Source organism: Planktothrix tepida PCC 9214, from assembly GCF_900009145.1.
Lineage (GTDB): Bacteria > Cyanobacteriota > Cyanobacteriia > Cyanobacteriales > Microcoleaceae > Planktothrix > Planktothrix tepida.
In genome coordinates, this window is sequence record NZ_LN889803.1 from 349,261 (window position 1) to 368,156 (window position 18,896).

General features: G+C 40.5%; 16 protein-coding genes. 10 read left to right on the forward strand and 6 right to left on the reverse strand.

The features are described 5' to 3' along the window. The first annotated feature begins 23 nt into the window (after positions 1 to 23). Positions 24 to 1,754: a DNA repair protein RecN gene (gene recN, locus PL9214_RS19285; protein WP_072720386.1), complete on the forward strand. Its 1,731-nt coding sequence runs from the start codon at positions 24 to 26 to the stop codon at positions 1,752 to 1,754. A gap of 311 nt (positions 1,755 to 2,065) precedes the next feature. Here the strand turns inward: recN and PL9214_RS19290 are convergent, their stop codons facing one another. After that, positions 2,066 to 2,380: a HigA family addiction module antitoxin gene (locus PL9214_RS19290; RefSeq protein WP_072720387.1), complete on the reverse strand. Its 315-nt coding sequence runs from the start codon at positions 2,378 to 2,380 to the stop codon at positions 2,066 to 2,068. A 14-nt stretch (positions 2,381 to 2,394) separates the two neighbouring features. Continuing rightward, positions 2,395 to 2,679 carry a type II toxin-antitoxin system RelE/ParE family toxin gene (locus tag PL9214_RS19295; protein WP_072720388.1) on the reverse strand — a complete coding sequence of 95 codons (285 nt, stop codon included), beginning with the start codon at positions 2,677 to 2,679 and terminating at the stop codon, positions 2,395 to 2,397. Between the two features lie 444 nt (positions 2,680 to 3,123). Here PL9214_RS19295 and PL9214_RS19300 point away from each other — a divergent pair, with 444 nt between their 5' ends. The 9 genes from PL9214_RS19300 (at position 3,124) to PL9214_RS19340 (ending at position 14,785) form a co-directional block, all read left to right on the forward strand. Beyond that, positions 3,124 to 6,243 (forward strand): adenylate/guanylate cyclase domain-containing protein, encoded by a 3,120-nt coding sequence (locus PL9214_RS19300; RefSeq protein ID WP_083580092.1) that lies wholly within the window; start codon positions 3,124 to 3,126, stop codon positions 6,241 to 6,243. A 262-nt stretch (positions 6,244 to 6,505) separates the two neighbouring features. Then, positions 6,506 to 7,081: a hypothetical protein gene (locus PL9214_RS19305; RefSeq protein WP_072720389.1), complete on the forward strand. Its 576-nt coding sequence runs from the start codon at positions 6,506 to 6,508 to the stop codon at positions 7,079 to 7,081. A 174-nt stretch (positions 7,082 to 7,255) separates the two neighbouring features. Beyond that, a complete protein-coding gene (locus PL9214_RS19310) occupies positions 7,256 to 7,441 on the forward strand; it encodes a TLTLP motif-containing protein (RefSeq protein WP_072720390.1) in 186 nt (61 codons plus the stop codon). Positions 7,442 to 7,564: 123 nt separating this feature from the next. Next, positions 7,565 to 8,083, forward strand: a complete 519-nt coding sequence (locus tag PL9214_RS19315; RefSeq protein ID WP_072720391.1) for an inorganic diphosphatase — start codon at positions 7,565 to 7,567, stop codon at positions 8,081 to 8,083. A 59-nt stretch (positions 8,084 to 8,142) separates the two neighbouring features. Then, entirely contained in the window at positions 8,143 to 8,502 is a 360-nt protein-coding gene (panD, locus tag PL9214_RS19320) for an aspartate 1-decarboxylase (protein WP_072720392.1), read from the forward strand. Between the two features lie 507 nt (positions 8,503 to 9,009). Continuing rightward, positions 9,010 to 9,918 (forward strand): MBL fold metallo-hydrolase, encoded by a 909-nt coding sequence (locus PL9214_RS19325; protein ID WP_072720393.1) that lies wholly within the window; start codon positions 9,010 to 9,012, stop codon positions 9,916 to 9,918. Positions 9,919 to 9,990: 72 nt separating this feature from the next. Continuing rightward, positions 9,991 to 10,572 carry a hypothetical protein gene (locus tag PL9214_RS19330; RefSeq protein ID WP_072720394.1) on the forward strand — a complete coding sequence of 194 codons (582 nt, stop codon included), beginning with the start codon at positions 9,991 to 9,993 and terminating at the stop codon, positions 10,570 to 10,572. A 166-nt stretch (positions 10,573 to 10,738) separates the two neighbouring features. Then, a complete protein-coding gene (locus PL9214_RS19335) occupies positions 10,739 to 13,531 on the forward strand; it encodes a hybrid sensor histidine kinase/response regulator (protein WP_072720395.1) in 2,793 nt (930 codons plus the stop codon). Positions 13,532 to 13,537: 6 nt separating this feature from the next. Further along, positions 13,538 to 14,785 (forward strand): sensor histidine kinase, encoded by a 1,248-nt coding sequence (locus PL9214_RS19340; protein ID WP_072720396.1) that lies wholly within the window; start codon positions 13,538 to 13,540, stop codon positions 14,783 to 14,785. A gap of 78 nt (positions 14,786 to 14,863) precedes the next feature. On the opposite strand, the gene PL9214_RS19345 is transcribed toward PL9214_RS19340, so the two are convergent. The 4 genes from PL9214_RS19345 to PL9214_RS19360 all read right to left on the reverse strand — a co-directional run bounded on the left by PL9214_RS19345 (position 14,864) and on the right by PL9214_RS19360 (position 18,850). Continuing rightward, positions 14,864 to 15,061, reverse strand: coding sequence for a hypothetical protein (locus PL9214_RS19345; protein WP_072720397.1), 198 nt, complete (start codon positions 15,059 to 15,061; stop codon positions 14,864 to 14,866). Positions 15,062 to 15,166: 105 nt separating this feature from the next. Next, on the reverse strand, positions 15,167 to 16,786 hold the full coding sequence (locus PL9214_RS19350) for a 2-isopropylmalate synthase (RefSeq protein ID WP_072720398.1): 1,620 nt from the start codon (positions 16,784 to 16,786) through the stop codon (positions 15,167 to 15,169). Between the two features lie 191 nt (positions 16,787 to 16,977). Continuing rightward, on the reverse strand, positions 16,978 to 17,499 hold the full coding sequence (locus PL9214_RS19355) for a LabA-like NYN domain-containing protein (RefSeq protein ID WP_072720399.1): 522 nt from the start codon (positions 17,497 to 17,499) through the stop codon (positions 16,978 to 16,980). Positions 17,500 to 18,205: 706 nt separating this feature from the next. Then, positions 18,206 to 18,850, reverse strand: a complete 645-nt coding sequence (locus PL9214_RS19360) for a response regulator transcription factor (protein ID WP_072720400.1) — start codon at positions 18,848 to 18,850, stop codon at positions 18,206 to 18,208. Between the last annotated feature and the right edge of the window lie 46 nt (positions 18,851 to 18,896).

Consider the following 18,896-nt stretch of genomic DNA (forward strand, 5'->3'; position numbering starts at 1 on the left):
TTAGTTTATTTTAGTGTTTTAATATGTTGCTTTCCTTGCGAATCGAAAACTTTGCTCTCATTGATCATTTAGATTTAGATTTAGGAACAGGCTTGAATGTTTTTACCGGAGAAACGGGAGCCGGGAAATCCATTATTTTAGATGCGGTTGATGCCGTTTTAGGGGGGAAAGTAGACCGACGTTCAATTCGGACGGGGGCTACTCGATCTTTAGTAGAAGCAACATTCGAGATTGAAAAAAAATGGCTCAATTGGTTAACAGAACAAGAAATTGATTTAGTGGATGGTAGCTTAATTGTTTGTAGTCGAGAAGTGGTGATTTCAGGAGATAAACTTCGCAGTCGATCACGGGTCAATGGAGTATTAGTAAATCGTAAATTAATTGATCAACTCCGCGATCGCTTAATTGAAATTACCGCCCAAGGACAAACCTTACAATTAGGTCAACCCGAACTCCAACAGGAATGGTTAGATCTCTATGGCGGTCAAGCTTTAATCAAAGCTCGGAAAGAAGTTTCTGTTGCCTATACCCAAGCTCAAACCTGTAGCCATGCTTTAGAAAAACGCCGTCAATTTGAACAGCAACGGTTACAACGATTGGATTTATTAACCTATCAAATTCGAGAATTAGATGCAGCAACGTTAACAACACCCGATGAATTAGAACAATTACAAATAGAACATCAACGGCTGAATCATATTGTTGAACTTCAGCAACAAAGCTATCAAATTTATCAAGCTTTATATCAAAATGAAAGTGGGTTAGCCGCCGCCGATTTGTTGAGCCAAGCTGAAGGTAAATTAACGGATTTAGTTGAATATGATTCCCAACTGCAACCGATTTTAGAAATTGTCAGTGAAGCGGTGGCTCAAATTACTGAAGCTGGACGACAAATCGGCAGTTATGGTGAACAATTAGAATCCGATCCTCAACGCTTAGAAGAAGTCGAAGATCGAATTCGAGATTTGAAACAAATTTGTCGAAAATATGGGCAAAATTTAGGAGATGTGATCGAATATTATGAACGCATTCAAACCGAATTAAAAGATTTAGAAGATGAAGATCAATCTATTGAAGCTCTTGAAGAAGCTTATCAACACACCCTGCAAACCCTGAAAGAAACCTGCCAACAATTGACCAGCCTGCGTCAAAAAGCAGCCCATCAATTAGAAACCCATTTAATTAAAGAATTGAAACCTTTAGCGATGAAAATGGTTAAATTCCAGGTCGAACTTCATCCGATTTCCCCCACAGCCCTAGGGGCGGATCAGATTCAATTTTGCTTTAGTCCTAACCCCGGAGAACCCCTCCAACCCTTGGGCGCGATCGCATCCGGGGGAGAAATGAGTCGGTTTCTTTTGGCTTTGAAAGCTTGTTTTTCTCAAATTGCCGGGTCAGGAACCTTAATATTTGATGAAATTGATGTCGGTGTATCGGGACGAGTAGCCACCGCCATTGCTCAGAAACTCCACCAACTCAGCCAACGCCATCAAGTTCTCTGTGTTACCCATCAACCTCTGGTGGCGGCTATGGGAGATCATCATTTTCGAGTGACGAAAGAAACTATTCAAACGGACTGTGATCTCAACTCCGAGGGGACTGATCCTGAAACTCGAACCGTTGTTCGGGTCACTCCCCTGACTTCCCCCCAACGCCGGGAAGAACTCGCTCAATTGGCCAGTGGAGAATCGGCCCAAGAAGCGATCGCCTTCGCCGAGTCCCTCTTGAGTCAAGCGGCATTGATGAAAAAATAGGGAGACAGGGGATGTAAACTCTTTCATAACCCATAAAACTCATTAATTTGCGAACATAGTAGTGGCTGTCAGAATCTTTTTGACACCAAAAACTCTAAAATCATGACCAAATAAAGATATTAATTGGTAACTAATAATATATGAGGATAGGACTATGAATGCTTTAACTGTCAATTTGAAATCATTAATAGAAATGACTGATGAGCAGTTTTTTCAGCTATGTCAAGACAACCGCGAATTGAGATTTGAAAGAAATGCAAATGGAGAGTTAATTATAGCGATCACATTCCCCATACCCAAAATTTATCTATCTAAACTTTAACTAACGGCTGATTGTTTATAGATGAACGAGGTTGAATCGTCTTTTTAATTTCTTCTCCCGCTAACTCTTCGGCTAGGCGTAACTCATAAGCTTTTTGCAAATTAAGCCATAGTTCTGCACCCGTGCCAAACCATCGTCCTAGACGTAATGCCGTGTCAGCAGTAATACCTCTTTGCCCTTTGAGAATTTGCGTAATCCGATTTGTGGGTATATGGAGCGATCGCGCTAATTCTGATGCACTAATTCCCAGTTCTTTTAATTCATCAGATAAGATTTCGCCAGGGTGAATTGCAGGTCTTGCCATAGTTGTTTTCTCCTTTAGTGATAATCGACAATTTCGATGTTAAATGGACGATTTTCTGTTTCTGTCCACTCAAAACAAATACGCCATTTATCATTTATGCGGATGCTGTACTGCCCTTTTCTATCTCCACTTAGTGCCTCAAAATGGTTACTTGGCAAAGCTATTAAGGATTCTTTATTAGGTGCGGCTTCTAGGATTTCTAGGCGCTTGTATGCTTGTCTTTCAAATGCCTGAAATTTTTTGACACGATCGCCAGCAGCAAATTTGGCTGTGCGTTTGTCTTTATATTTTTGAGGCATAGGCAAGTGTTATGCGTTACGTTAAGCATAACATTTATATCGCAACTTCGCAAAAAATCAACCAGCGATCGCCTAAAAATCACGACTCACAGGAATAGCGATCGCAACGGTCTACGCAAGCACACTATATATAGCGTGTTTGCGTAAGTCCTGACAGATTAAAATCCGTGATATCCTCTTAAATCTGTGAGTCCGATTGCCTCTAGCCCTATTTTTTCAAAATTGGTACAACAAAACACAGACAGCAATCTATACTAAATGCAACAATAGTCCCACAAACCCCATTCACCCCAAATGAAATTAAATTGAGCAAGTTGTCTATATCCAAAGTAAACTGGTAAATAGTATTTCTGTATGTCTTACTTTCTTTTGATAGTTCAAAGCTTAAATTTTTATTAACTTTTTCCTTGGTATTGTTTTAGCCCTGGTTTATTTAAAATGACTATGAAATCTGCATCCCCAACCAATTCTGTATCGGAAGAATCCACCGTTGTTTCAGCACAAGTTGTTGATGTAACGATTGATGTACCTGCTGTTGAAGACTCCAAACCCAATCGAAATGGCAATCAACCCCAAACTTCAAGAGGGGGTGAAACCCCTCAACAAGCACCTGCTTCATCAGATAAAGGCGGGGGTTTAGTTGTTACGAAGGAACAGGGTGGAAATTTCTCCTCTTTTTTAGCGCCTTTAACTAAAGATAATTTTGTTCAAGTCGTTAAAGAAGTTGAGGACAAACTTAAAACCGTTAATCAAACCCTATCGATGCTGAATAATCTGCTCGATGCTCAAGGGTTTGAGGAAATTCTCAATGAAATGTTGCGATCAATTACCATCAAAATAGGGGAATTGCTCAATGCAGATCGCACCACTATTTGGCTAGTCGATGAAGACAAACATGAACTCTGGTCAATTGTAGCTGGAGGAGCAGAAGGAAAACCCCTAGAATTGAGGATTCCTTCAACCGCAGGAATTGCCGGAGAAGTCGCTACAACCCGATCTGTTGTTAATATTCCTTACGATTTTTACGCTGATCCGCGTTCTGCTGCGGCCAAGAAAATGGATCAGAAAAACGGATATCGGACTTATACCATGCTGGTCATGCCTCTATTAAATGATGAGGATGGACTGGTGGCAGTGGTGCAGTTACTCAACAAATTAAAACTGAATTGTGCTCCCTCACTTCCCTTAGATGAAAAAATAGATTTTGACGGGTTTACTGCCGATGATGAAAAAATATTTGAAGAATTTGTTCCCTCCATTCGCTTAATTTTAGAATCCTCTCGTTCCTTCTATGCCGCTACCGTTAGACAACGAGCCGCCGCCGCGTTAATGAATGCGGTTAATGCCCTGAGTAAGAGCAGTTTAGACTTAGAAGAAACCCTAAAAAATGTTATGGATCAGGCAAAAGAATTAATGAATGCTGATCGCAGTACATTGTGGTTATTAGATCAAGAAAAAGGAGAACTTTGGACAAAAATTCCCATTGGGGGCAAGTTAGTTGAAATTCGCATTCCTCAACACGCTGGATTTGCTGGAATTGTTGCCCAAAGTGGCGATCCGTTATTAATTCCCTTTGATCTTTACAACGATCCTCGCTCTGAAACGTCTAAACAAACTGACCAAAAAACCAAATATCGGACGTGCAGTATGTTATGTATGCCCGTGTATAATGCTGATGATCATCTGATTGGTGTGACTCAGTTAATTAATAAGAAAAAACAAGGGGATTTTCCGCCTTATGATCCCACCAATTGGCCGGAAGCCCCGGAACAATGGAAAGCCAGCTTTAATAACGATGATTTAGAATTCATGCGGGCGTTTAATATTCAAGCGGGGGTCGCGCTGCAAAATGCTAAATTATTCCAAAAAGTAAAAGAACAGGAACAACGACAAAAAGATATTTTGCGATCACTCAGTAATGGCGTTATTTCTACGGATAAAGAAGGCCGAATGATTGCCACGAATGATTGTGCAATGGAACTCTTAGGACTGCGGGAAGAAGATGTCGTTCAAGGGCGTTCAGTTCGAGATTTACTTCAGATTAAAGAAGGAGATTTTGGCAAATGGTTTGATGCAGCTTTAGCCCCGAAAGATTCCAAAGATCGGCAACAATATTATCCCGATCAAACTCTATTATCTGGTGCTTCTCAAGAACCTCGGAGTATTAATTTATCGATTAATTCCATGTCCGATATTAACAACCCTGAAAAAGTTAGTGGGGCGTTAGTCGTCATGGAAGATATTAGTGGGGAGAAAGAAGTTAAGAACTTAATGTATCGCTACATGACCCCAGAAGTTGCAGAACAACTGTTAGCGAGTGGCGATACGGGGTTAGGCGGAAAACGCAAAGACGTAACGGTTTTATTTAGTGATATTCGCAGCTACACAACCTTAACAGAAAAACTACAAGCTGAAGAAGTTGTTACCATGCTCAACTCCTATTTTGAGGAGATGGTAGACACCGTATTAGGGTATAAAGGAACCCTCGATAAATATATCGGGGATGCGTTAATGGCCGTCTTTGGATCTCCAGCCCCCTTAGAAGATCACCCCTGGATGGCCATGCAAGCCGCTGTTGAAATGCGCTACCGTTTAGCGGAATACAATGAAGGTCGAGTAGCCCAAGGGTTAATGCCCATTAGTATTGGCATGGGTCTGCATTCTGATGAAGTTGTATCAGGAAATATTGGATCAAGTAAACGGATGGAATTAACCTCCATTGGGGATGGGGTCAACTTAGCTTCCCGTTTAGAAGGAACCAGCAAACAATATGGCACGGATATTATTATTAGTGAGAATACCTATACTCATTATGCAGATCGGGTGATTGTTCGAGAACTGGATTTCATCACAGTGAAAGGAAAGAGTCAACCCGTAAGAATTTATGAATTGGTAGGAATTCGGGAAGGTAAATTGGTTCGACCGATTTCTGAAAAACAGCAAAGTATCATCGACCATTATCATCAAGGACGGGAATATTACCTCAAACCGGCAACGGAAAAATTAACGGCGGAGGAAATTGTACCAATATTAGAAGAACTGGAAGAAATCACCGAAGCTCAGATGAAAAAACTGTCCTATGATGATAAAGATTTATTAGGGCAAATGTTGTTGAAAAATTCCTTGAAAAAGCTGACCGAGATGTTAGATGAAAACACAATCAAACGGTTAGCACTAGAAGAATTTAAGCAAATGCCCACTGAAGAAGCTTTAGGGGTATTACCGGACAAAATTAAGGGATTAACTCCCCGTGAAACCAAAAAACTATTCATTGCTAAACTGAAACAGTTTACAACGGATGTCAATACCCAAGAAATGTTAGAAAATGAAGCAACGGAGATGGCTTTACCGAAACTGCGGAAAATGATTGATTTAGCTAAACGAAAATTTGCACTTAAAGCCAAAGAATCGTTGAGAAATGCCAAACGGGAATTTCTGACAGTGCTAGAAATTGATCCCAAGAATAAAGCGGCTAAATTACACGTTGATCGCTGTATTCTCTATGAAACCACACAACCCCCGGATGAAACCTGGGATGGAGTTTGGAATTTAACCGAAAAATAGCACCCGTTAATCGGGGGTGGGATTCTATGAGGTAAAATGACTGTGTAAGTTTTGTGTTGCACAACTATTGTTCAAAGACTGAGGCATGAAAATGGACGCTAATCTCATCGGGTAAAGTCCGGGTTTGACCTGCAAAGTTAAGATTTTTGAATAGGATTTAATCTGATGCAGTTGAACGTCATAAACTAAATTTTAGATCAATAGACGCACTCGTTTCCAAACTTCCCACTTTTTCTTATGATTAACAATCAGAGAGTAAGATATGCCTAGAGTTAGTTCACAATTATCCGATCTTCAGTGGGTTAAGCAAGTTCGTGACTTGTTAATTGAAGTGGCACGGGCTTCTTTAGCCGATAGTCCGAAATTGCCGGAGAGTGTCAGCACTCAAGCATTGCCTTTAGCTCAAAAAGCCCAAACTATTCTGCAAAAAAACACCAACACACCCAATCATCATACGAGTTGGCAATCTCAAAAAAGCCAATGGATTGAGGACGTGCGACAATTGTTGTTGGAACTGTCTCGAATTGCTTTAGCAGAACGACCCAAACTCCCTGAAAATATTGCTCAACGGGCGTTGACTTTAGCGGAAACCGCCCAGGATATTCAGGAAGTTTCAGATGATTCAGGACGAGATGACCTTTCAGGGCATGATGACGATGAAGCAGATGATTCTCCTCCAGAAACAGCCTTGTCCGTTAATGATTTATTCAAGCGTTTAAAAGAGAGTTTAACAATCGAATCTCAAAACAGTCATCAAGTTGGAGATGCTCAATGGCAGCAATTGTTAACATTACTTGACATGGTTCAGGATACCTATAACAGAATCCCAAAATCTTGAGCGATTCTGAGTGCATTGAGAGAGGTAGAGAAATTTATCCTCGGCTTTGAACAGCAAAAATTTCTCCCAATCTCTCTACAAAGGAGGAAACACTTTCCTTGAGTTTGTGCTATATTAGAATTTAGAGATTGTAATTTTTAAACAATTAATATCAAGCAGTCGTAGCTTTTATTTATGGAATCAGATAGTCAACCAGCCAGGTCTAGTGAAAAATCTACTGATAGATTGGCAGACCTCATTGGAACCTTGATCGCTGTGTTAACCTTAACGCTACCTTTGCTTGCGATTGCCCGCTATTCTCCCAGCCAAATTAATCCTTGGCCGTCTTATCCCCCTAATTACCCATCAATTCAGAAGTAGGGGGTATTGGCTATTAACTCCCCTTGTGATCTTCTCCCCCTTGGAGGAAATGCCCATCCCCTTTAGAATGCTATTGGGGGAATGCCCCCGATTTGATTATTGCAACAGCTTGGAGAACGACTCGTGGATTTATCAAAAATTCCGCCCCAACCTAAACCGGGTTTAATTAATGTTTTGATTGAGATTCCCGCCGGAAGTAAAAACAAATACGAATACGATAAAGACTTACAAGCCTTTGCTCTGGATCGTGTGCTGTTTGCTTCGGTGCAATATCCGTTTGATTATGGCTTTATTCCTAATACCTTAGCCGATGATGGAGATCCCTTAGATGGGTTGGTGATTATGGATCAACCCACCTTTCCCGGCTGTGTGATTGCAGCGCGACCCATTGGGATGTTAGAAATGGTAGATGGTGGTGATCGAGATGAAAAAATTCTCTGTGTTCCCGCCGCCGACCCCCGCTATGCAGACGTAAAATCCCTTAAAGATATCGCTCCCCATCGCCTCGAAGAAATTGCAGAATTTTTCAGAACCTATAAAAATCTGGAACGGAAAGTCACGGAAATTTTAGGTTGGCAAGATGTTGATCAAGTGGCTCCCCTTGTTGAGCAGTGTATTCAAGCTGGAAAACCCAAAGGTTAATTCCCGTTCAACTTTAATCCTCTAGGATGACATAGGAGACAAATCCAACTTTCACAACCATGCACCGAACACTACTATACGCTAAGATTCACAACTGTACTCTAACCGCAGCTAATGTTCACTATGTGGGAAGTATCACCATTGATCAATCCCTACTCGATGCTGCTGGAATCTTCGTTCATGAACAGGTACAAGTCGTGAATGTTGCCAATGGGGAACGGTTTGTCACCTATGTTATTCCGGGCGTGGCTGATTCCGGTGCGATCGAATTGAATGGAGCGGCGGCTCGTTTGGGGGTAGTGGGCGATCGCTTGATTGTCATGTCTTATGCACAATTTTCCCTCGAAGAAGCAACCACCCATCAACCTAGAGTCGTGTTTGTCGATGAGAATAATCGAATTGTGGAAATTCGGGGCTAAAATGATTTTAGCTTATTCTGCAACGAGTGTCTCACGCCTGATCGGTAAAGGCAACAGCCATTGAATTGCAGTCGGAACTGTCGATTGCCACAGAAATGAACTGGGTCGCTCACCTCTGTGATAAAATTCAACAGGTTGTCAACCTACCTGCACGGCTGAACAGACCCGGAGTGCAGCCCTGCTCTGGCCGTAACTCGCTAAAAAAAAATCAGGGAATCTATCAGCCCATTGACTCTCTCGGTATTTTAGTCCGATGGCAACGGCTGATAGGGAAACAGAATTGAATAAGCCCCTTGGGGTGCAGGGTGTCTCCCTATGTCATACGGGGCTATTATAGGAGAGAGTGGGATGTATAGATTGCATCACCACGATCTTCAAAGCAAAAGGTCAGCCCCAACTCGCTTTGTCGGGTTAAGGCTCATCCTAATCAAGCAGGAAGCCTACACACAATACCCCTAGGTTAGTGTAGGGTCAGTCACCGTTCTACGTCCAAGGCTAAAACAAACGATGCCAGTTTCTGATCCGCCAGCCCAGAACCCAAAGTCCTCTGATGAAGCAACCCCCATGGACAAGAACTCTTCGACCGATTTTTCCGTGCGATTCTGGGGGGTAAGAGGTAGTATACCCACGCCCGGATCTCAAACGGTTCGATATGGAGGCAATACCTCCTGTGTAGAAATGCGCTTGGGTGAAAAACGCTTAATTTTTGATGCGGGTACAGGCTTAAGAGTCTTGGGGCTGGATCTGCTCAAACAGATGCCTGTGGAAGCCTATCTATTCTTTTCCCATACCCATTGGGATCACATTCAAGGGTTTCCGTTTTTTGTTCCAGCTTTTATCCCCATTAATCGCTTTCACATCTATGGTGCGATCGCCCCAGATGGCAGTACGATTAAAGATCGTCTTTGTGATCAGATGGTTCACCCGAATTTCCCGGTGCCCATTCATGTGATGCAGTCGGATATGAAGTTCTATGACTTATCACCGGGGGATGTGCTAACGTTGGATGATATTAAGATTGAAACGGCTCCTTTAAATCATCCTAATGTAGCGGTCGGATATCGAGTCACTTGGCAAGGGCGCACGGCTGTTTACTGTACCGACACCGAACATTTTCCAGATCGCTTCGATGAAAATGTTCTCCACCTAGCTAGGGAAGCCGATGTTTTCATTTATGATGCCACCTATACCAACGAAGAATATCATAATGACAAATTTCCTAAAATTGGTTGGGGACATTCAACTTGGGAAGTGGGGGTGGAAGTCGCTAAAAAAGCTGGGGTGAAACAGGTGGTGATGTATCAACATGATCCGTCCCATAACGATGATATTCTCGATCAAATTGAAGCTCAGGTACAAGCTGTTTTTCCCAATGGGGTTGTAGCCCGCGAAGGCATGATTTTAAAACTCAACTAACAACCTATCCTCAGACAGAAGGTGTCACTTTGGGCTAGGATTTCAGGTGATGTTGGTAGATGGGTTTTGGTTATGGGTTTTCTTAGTCAAAAGCAAAATCAGCAGCAGCGCAGGCAAACCGGATGGTTTTCTTCCTGGGTGTCGGTTCTGATTGTTGGGATCTGGTGTATCAGCATCGCCTTGGGGATGGTACAATCCCTGAATGCAGCTTCTCCATCACAGAGAAATGATACGGGGCTCACTGTTGGTCAAATTGCGAGTGTAGATAGCATAGAACCCGAATATCAATTAGGATTGGAACTGTATCTCAACACTTGTTCAACTTGTCATATTCCTATTCCCCCCCAAGTCTTTCCCACCCAAACCTGGCAACAAATTATTCAAGATGAACAACATTATGGTGCGACGCTTCAACCCTTAGATGGGCCATCATTGTTGTTAATGTGGAAATATCTCCAAACCTATTCCCGTTCAATTCCGCTTAAGGAAGAAGCTATCCCTTATCGATTCAATCGTTCTCGTTATTTTAAAGCACTGCATCCCCGTGTTGAGTTTTCTCAACCGGTGACGGTGAATAATTGTACCAGTTGTCATCCCGGTGCATCGGAATTTAACTACCGCAATTTAACACCAGAGTGGCAAAATTCTCCTTAAAGAAAATTAATTTTAGTGATAAATTAAAATCAGATGGAGGCATCTATAACACTAGAATTTCTTTTAGACTGTGGCTCAATAATCTGGGTTCTATGTTTCCGTTGGCTGACTGTTCTTGATTGTCTATTCCCCAGTTTCATCTCAGAGATATCATCCTGAAGCTATTATGATATTATCATTATCCCCCTTGTTTCGTTGGTTGAATATCCGGCAAGGAATTCCCCTCCGTTGGGTACTTGTTATTCCCTTTTTATTAGAAATTTCAATTGCTGTGGGTTTAACCGGTTGGTTCGCTTTCCGCCATGGAGAAAAAGCGATTAACGAACTGGCACAACAGATTGAAAATGAAGTGAGTTCTCGGATTCAACAACACTTAAATACTTATCTTTCTACCCCCCATCAAATTAATCAAATTAATGCCGATGCTGTTAACTTAGGATTATTAGATCTTAAAGAATTTTCTCAAGTTGGACATTATTTTTGGAAGCAAATTCAAGCCTTTGATGTGGGTTATATTTATTATGTCCTCCCCACTGGGGAATATGCAGGAGCCGGATATTTTTTAGATTTGAATAAGGCAACTATTGATGAACTTTCTCCGCGTACTCAATGGAAAGCCAATACTTATGCAACGGATCAGCAAGGAAATCGAAGTCGATTAATGGCTTCCTATGATGATTATAATCCTCGAAGTGAAGCGGCATATACCGATGCTGTGAGAGATCGAAAACCCGTTTGGAGCCAGATTTATCAATGGGATAATTTTCCTGATATTATTTCTATTTCTGCGAGTTATCCCCTTTATAATACTCGCAATGATTTAGTTGCAGTCTTTGTTACAAATTTACGTTTATCCCAAATTAGTGAGTTTTTAAAACGCTTAAAAATTAGTGAATCTGGACAAACATTTATTTTAGAACGGAATGGGCTTTTGGTGGCGAGTTCATCCTCAAAACCGCCTTATAAAATGGTGAAGGGTGTGGCAAAACGGCTGAATACGGCGGACAGTCAAGATGTCATGATTCGAGAAACTTTTAACGCTTTAACGGAAAAATTCGGTCAAGTTAACTCGATTATGACCGATCAATCTCTTCAGATTTTTATTAATAATCAACATCAATTTGTTAAAATTACCCCTTGGAAAGATCAATGGGGTTTAGATTGGTTGATTGTGGTGGTGATTCCTGAATCCGATTTTATGAATCAAATTAATGCTAATACTCAAAAAACTATTATTCTTTGTATTGTTGCTGTGGGACTTGCTACCTTATTCGGATTGTTAACCTCTCGTTGGATTACTGAAAAAATTCTTTGGCTAAGTTATGCTTCCCAGCAAATTGCTAATGGAAATCTTAAACAAAAAATTAATATTAATGGAATTAAAGAAATTAAGATTTTGGGTAATTCTTTTAACCAAATGGCTCAACAATTACAACAATCTTTTACAGTTTTAGCGATCGCTAATGAAAGCTTAGAACAACGAGTTGAAGAACGCACCACACAACTCCAAACAGCTAAAGAAGAAGCTGAATCTGCGAATCAAGCGAAAAGTGAATTTTTGGCGAATATGAGTCATGAACTACGGACTCCCTTAAACGGAATTTTAGGTTATGCTCAAATTTTGCAACGGGAACCGAATCTTAGTCCTAAACATTTACAAGGACTGCATATTATTTATGAGTGTGGTTCCCATCTGTTAACCCTGATTAATGATATTTTAGATTTTTCTAAAATTGAAGCGCGTAAATTAGAACTTTATCCGGTAGACTTTAATTTAGAATATTGTTTATGGGGAATTCGAGAAGTTTGTCGGTTGAAAGCTGAACAAAAAGAATTAAAATTTATTGACCTAGAATTAACACCGTTACCTTCAGCAATTCAGGGGGATGAAAAACGGTTACGTCAGGTTTTGTTAAATCTATTAGGAAATGCGATTAAATTTACGGATGAAGGATCAGTGACTTTCTCTGTACAAGTATTATCGGAATCTCCAGAAATTCCATCCGGGGAAGGGCAATCTTTTACCCCTAAAATTTATACTCTGCGATTTCAAGTTGAAGATACAGGAATTGGGATGACTGCTCAACAAATTGAAAAAATATTTTTACCCTTTGAACAAGTTGGAGAACAGCAGCGAAAAGCAGAAGGAACTGGGTTAGGATTAGCTATTAGTCATCAAATCGTACAGATGATGGGAGGCAAAATTAAGGTTGAAAGTACCCTCGGAAAAGGCAGTCGCTTCTGGTTTGATGTAGACTTTCCCGAAGCAGAAGAGCAGCTAGTCAAAACTCCTAAAACTCAACAAAAAATTGTGGGTTATCAGGGAGAAAAACGTAAAATATTAATTGTCGATGATCGCTGGGAAAACCGAGCCGTTCTTGTGAATCTTTTAGAACCTATCGGATTTGAAGTTAGAGAAGCAACTCAAGGACAAGAAGGGTTAGAAATAGTTCAAGAATGGTTTCCCGATCTTATAATTACAGATTTAACTATGCCTGTTTTAGGTGGGTTAGAAATGACTCGACAATTAAGAGCGGATTTAGAATTTTTTGATCTGATAATTATTGCTTCTTCGGCTTCTGTATTTAGTTCAGATCGAGAAGAATGTTTAAACGCAGGCTGTAATGGTTTTTTACCTAAACCCATTCAAGAACAAAATTTATTGAATCAACTCCAACACTTGTTAAACTTAATTTGGATTTATGAAAACTCAGACACGAGCACCGTGACTCCCCGGTTATCCCCATCTGTTGATTCGTTAATGATTCCTCCACCTGAAGAACTGACTCAGTTGTACGATTTGGCAAGGGGAGGCTATATTTTAGAAGTTCAAAGTGAAGCCAATCGAATTAAGGAGTTAGATGATCAATATATTGCCTTTGCAGATTATATTCTGCAATTATCTGAAGCGTTTGAAGATGAAGAAATTATTCGGTTTATTCAACCCCACCTTATTTAAAAAATTATGAAAAATTCCCATCATTCCTATTCCATTTTAATTGTGGATGATAATCTTACCAATATTAAATTATTGCTAGATATCTTAAATCAGTCTGGCTTCCGAGTTTCCATTGCCAAAAGTGGAGAAAATGCCTTAGTTAAACTTCAAGAAAACTTGCCCGATTTAATTTTATTAGATGTGATGATGCCGGGAATTGATGGCTTTGAAACCTGCCGTCAGTTAAAGGAAAATCCAAAAACAAAAGATATTCCCGTAATTTTTATGACGGCTTTGAGTGAATTGGGAAATAAAGTTAAAGGCTTACAAGTGGGAGGAGTTGATTATATTACAAAGCCTATTGAACCTGAAGAAGTATTAGCTCGAATTCATGTACACTTGCAATTAAGAAAAATGCAGCTTCAGTTAATTCAAACTGAAAAAATGTCGAGTTTAGGTCAGTTAGTCGGAGGGGTAGCTCATGAAATTAATAATCCGATTAATTTTATTTATGGAAATATCTTTCATGCTCAAAAATATGTCCAAGATTTATTGAAAACTATCGAGCTTTATGAACAGTATCTTCCCCCTGATATTCCCGAACTTAAAGCTTGGTCTGAAGAAATTGATTTTGACTTTTTAAAAGATGATCTTCCTCAACTTTTATCTTCTATGGAAGTAGGTGCTAACCGGATTCGGGATTTAGTGCGATCGCTGCGCGTTTTTTCTCGACTTGATGAAGCACAATTAAAAGAGATAGATTTAAAAGAAGGGATTGAAAGTACATTAATGTTATTAAGTCATCGCTTTAAACCGACTTCCCATCGTCCTGAAATTGAAATCATTCATGATTATGACAAATTACCTCCCATTGAGTGTTATGCGAGTGAGATCAATCAAGTTTTTATTCATGTTTTCAATAATGCGATTGATGCGATTGATAGTAAAGCGATCATGTTAGGAAATCATTCTAAAACGCTGAATGTATTCGTCCCTCAAATTCGGATTAAAATTGAATCTGTTACTGAGCAACATCTATTAAAAATTAATATTGCTGATAATGGGATTGGGATGTCTGCTGAAGTTCAACGTCGCAGTTTTGATCAATTTTTCACAACTAAACCTGTGGGTCAAGGAACGGGTTTAGGATTAGCAATCACCTATGCTATTATTGTGGATAAACATGGAGGAACCTTAACCTGTAATTCTGAAGTTGGACAGGGAAGCGAGTTTAGGATAACCTTGCCCTTTTCTCAGGAAAAAAGGTTAAGTTAAGGGAAATTAAGGGATCAAAATTTTAAACTCTTCAAAAACTCTATAGAGAAACCTAAAACAAAACAACTCAACTAACCCTTAATTCCTGATTTCTGGGACAGGGGTTCTAGCACTTTGAGAATTCTGATAAATCCACAATCCTAACCCAGCTAATATTAAGCTTAAAATTGCCATAATCACGACAAAAACTTTTTTCATTTTCATCGTTTCGGCTTCATATTCCAACAGCATTTCCTGTTTAATTCTTTTCTTTTCGTCAAAAGGTTCTGGATTCATATTGATTCAGGATTATCGGTTGACAGCTTTGCACTGACTTGTACTGAGCGCAGTCGAAGTGTCGAAGTGTTGACGGTTAATCGTTAACCGCCAACTACCTTTTAATTAACTAACCGAAGTTTCGACAACTTCTGAAGATTGAGGATTAATTCGGGGTTGCCAATCTGCATACAAGCGATTGAGAGCATTCAAATAAGCTTGAGCCGAGGCGACAATAATATCGGTATTCGCCGCATGACCGGAAAAGACCCGACCTTCATGACGTAAACGAATTGTCACTTCGCCAATGGCGTCAATTCCGGCCGTTACCGACTGTACTGAGAACTCAATTAACTCATTAGAAACATTCGTCACGCGGTTAATTGCCCGATACACCGCATCCACCGGGCCAGTACCAATCGCTGCATCCGTTAATTCTTGGCCGTCAGGGGTGCGGACTGTTACCGTAGCGGTGGGACGCGATTGATTTCCACAGGACACCTGCACAAATTCCAAATGGAATAATTCTGGTGTTTGTTGAATTTCATCATTAACAATCGCTTCTAAATCCCAATCAGTGATTTCTTTTTTCTTATCAGCCAATTCTTTAAACCGGACAAAGGCTTTATTCACCTCATCTTCGGTTAATTCAAATCCCAACTCCCGCATCCGAGTTTGAAACGCATGACGCCCGGAATGTTTGCCCAAAACAATCAAGTTATCATTCAACCCAATGGATTGAGCATCCATAATTTCATAGGTGCGTTTATGCTTCAAGATGCCATCTTGGTGAATTCCCGACTCATGGGCAAAGGCATTAGCCCCCACAATGGCTTTATTCGGTTGTACCAACATTCCCGTCAAATTGGAAACTAAACGAGAGGTTTTATAGATTTGGCGAGTATCAATATTGGTTAAGGGCTTTTCCGACTCCTGGGGACGACCCAAGAACGGGTTAAAATATTGTCGCCGGACGTGTAACCCCATGACCAATTCTTCTAACGCCGCATTTCCAGCCCGTTCTCCAATGCCATTAATGGTACATTCCAACTGACGTGCCCCATTTTTCACCGCTTCTAAGAAATTGGCAACAGCTAAACCCAAATCATTATGGCCATGAACGGAAATAATTGCTTGGTCGATATTGGGGACATTATCTTTAATGCCTTTTATAATTGCCCCAAATTCGGCTGGAGTAGTATAACCCACCGTATCAGGAATATTAACCGTTGTGGCTCCGGCTGCGATCGCTCGTTCTAAGACTTGATAGAGAAATTCTGGGTCAGACCGTCCCGCATCTTCGGGAGAAAATTCAATATCATCCACAAAAGATTTGGCATAAGCCACCATTTCCGAGGTAATGTCCAACACCTCAGATCGGGTTTTTTTGAGTTTATATTCCAAATGAATATCAGAAGTGGCAATAAAGGTATGAATTCGGCGATGGAACGCAGGAGAAACCGCTTTGGCCGCCGCTTCAATATCCCCTTTCACAGCCCGGGCTAAACTACAAATTACCGGGCCATCTTCTGTGCCAACCGTTTCGGCAATGCGAGAAACCGCTTCAAAATCCCCCGGACTGGCAATGGCAAATCCCGCCTCAATCACATCCACGCCTAAACGGGCTAATTGTCGGGCAATTACGAGTTTTTCATCGACATTCAAGGTCGCGCCGGGACATTGTTCGCCATCCCGCAAGGTGGTATCAAAAATAATAATTCGGTCGGGGTTGGGTTGAAATTTCATGATTGCAAATCCTGTTGTAAAGGTTAAAGGTTGACCGTTACACCTGGGAGGTTAACAGTTTAAGAACTTCCGTTGCGTTTGATTAGAATCTGTGTTGCTTCCCTGGGGGGAAGGCAGCATATCAGTAGCGCGGATAGCTGATGGCCTATGGATTTTCACAATCATGGGTTTTAGGAATTTAAACGCTAATTTTAGTAATCTGTTTTTTCAATTTGGTCTCGAATATCGTTCAAATCGATATATCGATCCGTAGCATTACGGAGTTCTCTGGCAATCATTCCTTCTGTAGAAACAACAGTAATATGAGTATTTTTAGATCGTAACAGTTCAATTGCCCGTTCAAAGTCTCCATCTCCACTAAAGAGGACAACCCGATCATATTGGTCTACGGTATTAAACATATCTACGACAATTTCAATATCTAAATTAGCTTTTTGAGAATAGCGACCGGAACTATCATCATAATATTCTTTTAAAATTTTTGTGCGAACTGTATAACCTAGACTAATTAACGCATCTCGGAAACCTCGTTGATCTTGGGGGTCTTTGAGTCCTGTATACCAAAACGCATTGACTAAGGTAATCTCCGCTTGTTCTGTTTTGAAATAGGTCAAAACCCTTCGGGGATCAAAAAACCAACCATTTTTTTGTTGAGCATAGAACATATTGTTACCGTCCACAAATATAGAAAGACGGTTTTTTACGTTAGGCATAGAAACTTAAGACCTAATATTTGTAGTAAAGAATTTAATCTAAATATTCTATCTTACCATCCCTAATCAAAGAAAGTCTCTCGTTCAACAACTCCTGTTGTTTCCCCATGAATCTTTCATCGGATAGATGTAAGAATATAATTTGATCCTACCGTATGAATGCAGTACAAACTAGCCCTTAACAGAAGAAACATAAACCTTTATCAATTCGTTGGGTATTGATTGGATTAACCCTTGATTATTTAACGACTTGAGCCATTTTTTAACACACCAAGTTATATCCTGATTTTTAGTGTTAATCATTGGGCTGAGGTTAATTTTACTTCGTGTCAATAGGTGAGAAACCCAGGAACAAGGTAAAACTTCATTGGCTAGTCTTTTGAAAGATTCAGTGTTACAGGAAACTGTTCACACGAAATGAAACTTAAGATTTAGCCCTGTTTGTTTCTATCACTTCTGGGTCTGGACGATGACAACAGTTAAGGATTTGGTTGTTACTGATCTACAATATAGAAATAGTCTATAACCTTTCTAGTATACCGAATAAAGGAACAGTCCTCGTAATCTTAATCACCTCAACGTAAATTTATTGAGGGAATTAGCCATAACTCCCCAGTTATGCTGATCCTATTTCTGTTTTTCCGTCCCCTGTGCTCTGGAATGGTGATTGGATTTTTAGTGTTTCCCTCGGCTGAACCCTGATGTTCTAGGCTTTTTTGCTTTCTAGTGCCCATCGAGCTAGTTCTGTGCGATTATGAAGGCCTGTTTTTCCCAACATATTGCTCACATGGCTTTCAATCGTGCGTTGACTGACTTTCATAATCCGAGCAATATCACGGTTCGCTAAACCTTGGGCCACTAACTGTACAACCCTTAATTCCGTAGGGGTGAGTTCTACATTCCGACGCACCCGTAATTTAGGGCCATTATCCACATTGGGATTTGGGCGCTGAGTCAAACGGGATGCTTGTCGCAGGGAAGATTCCACTTGAGCCACTAATTCTTCAGGTTCAAAAGGCTTAACAATATAGACATCGGCTCCGGTATTCAAACCTTTGACTTTATCTTGGCTTTGTCCTTTTGCTGATAAAAATAGAACAGGAATCCATCCGGTACGCGGATCTTCTCTAATTTGCTTAACTAGAGTATAGCCGTCCATTTCTGGCATCATAATATCGCAGATCATCAGATCAGGAAGTTCTTGTTCGAGAATTTCCAATGCTACTCTGCCGTTCTCTGCGGTGATGACATCATATCCCCGAAATTCTAAATAATCCCTGACCAATAAGACCAGGTTGGGGTCATCATCCACCAGCATGAGTCGTTTTTGTTCTCCGTTACTATCCTTCATTTTAAATATGTTCCAATGGAGAATCCTGCAACATCAAGGACAATTT

Bases quoted from the DNA above. Each gene is read 5' to 3' on its own strand.
- recN (WP_072720386.1), top strand. From the start codon at position 24: ATGTTGCTTTCCTTGCGAATCGAAAACTTTGCTCTCATTGATCATTTA.
- PL9214_RS19290 (WP_072720387.1), bottom strand. From the start codon at position 2,380: ATGGCAAGACCTGCAATTCACCCTGGCGAAATCTTATCTGATGAATTA.
- PL9214_RS19295 (WP_072720388.1), bottom strand. From the start codon at position 2,679: ATGCCTCAAAAATATAAAGACAAACGCACAGCCAAATTTGCTGCTGGC.
- PL9214_RS19300 (WP_083580092.1), top strand. From the start codon at position 3,124: ATGAAATCTGCATCCCCAACCAATTCTGTATCGGAAGAATCCACCGTT.
- PL9214_RS19305 (WP_072720389.1), top strand. From the start codon at position 6,506: ATGCCTAGAGTTAGTTCACAATTATCCGATCTTCAGTGGGTTAAGCAA.
- PL9214_RS19310 (WP_072720390.1), top strand. From the start codon at position 7,256: ATGGAATCAGATAGTCAACCAGCCAGGTCTAGTGAAAAATCTACTGAT.
- panD (WP_072720392.1), top strand. From the start codon at position 8,143: ATGCACCGAACACTACTATACGCTAAGATTCACAACTGTACTCTAACC.
- PL9214_RS19325 (WP_072720393.1), top strand. From the start codon at position 9,010: ATGCCAGTTTCTGATCCGCCAGCCCAGAACCCAAAGTCCTCTGATGAA.
- PL9214_RS19330 (WP_072720394.1), top strand. From the start codon at position 9,991: ATGGGTTTTCTTAGTCAAAAGCAAAATCAGCAGCAGCGCAGGCAAACC.
- PL9214_RS19335 (WP_072720395.1), top strand. From the start codon at position 10,739: ATGATATTATCATTATCCCCCTTGTTTCGTTGGTTGAATATCCGGCAA.
- PL9214_RS19340 (WP_072720396.1), top strand. From the start codon at position 13,538: ATGAAAAATTCCCATCATTCCTATTCCATTTTAATTGTGGATGATAAT.
- PL9214_RS19345 (WP_072720397.1), bottom strand. From the start codon at position 15,061: ATGAATCCAGAACCTTTTGACGAAAAGAAAAGAATTAAACAGGAAATG.
- PL9214_RS19350 (WP_072720398.1), bottom strand. From the start codon at position 16,786: ATGAAATTTCAACCCAACCCCGACCGAATTATTATTTTTGATACCACC.
- PL9214_RS19355 (WP_072720399.1), bottom strand. From the start codon at position 17,499: ATGCCTAACGTAAAAAACCGTCTTTCTATATTTGTGGACGGTAACAAT.
- PL9214_RS19360 (WP_072720400.1), bottom strand. From the start codon at position 18,850: ATGAAGGATAGTAACGGAGAACAAAAACGACTCATGCTGGTGGATGAT.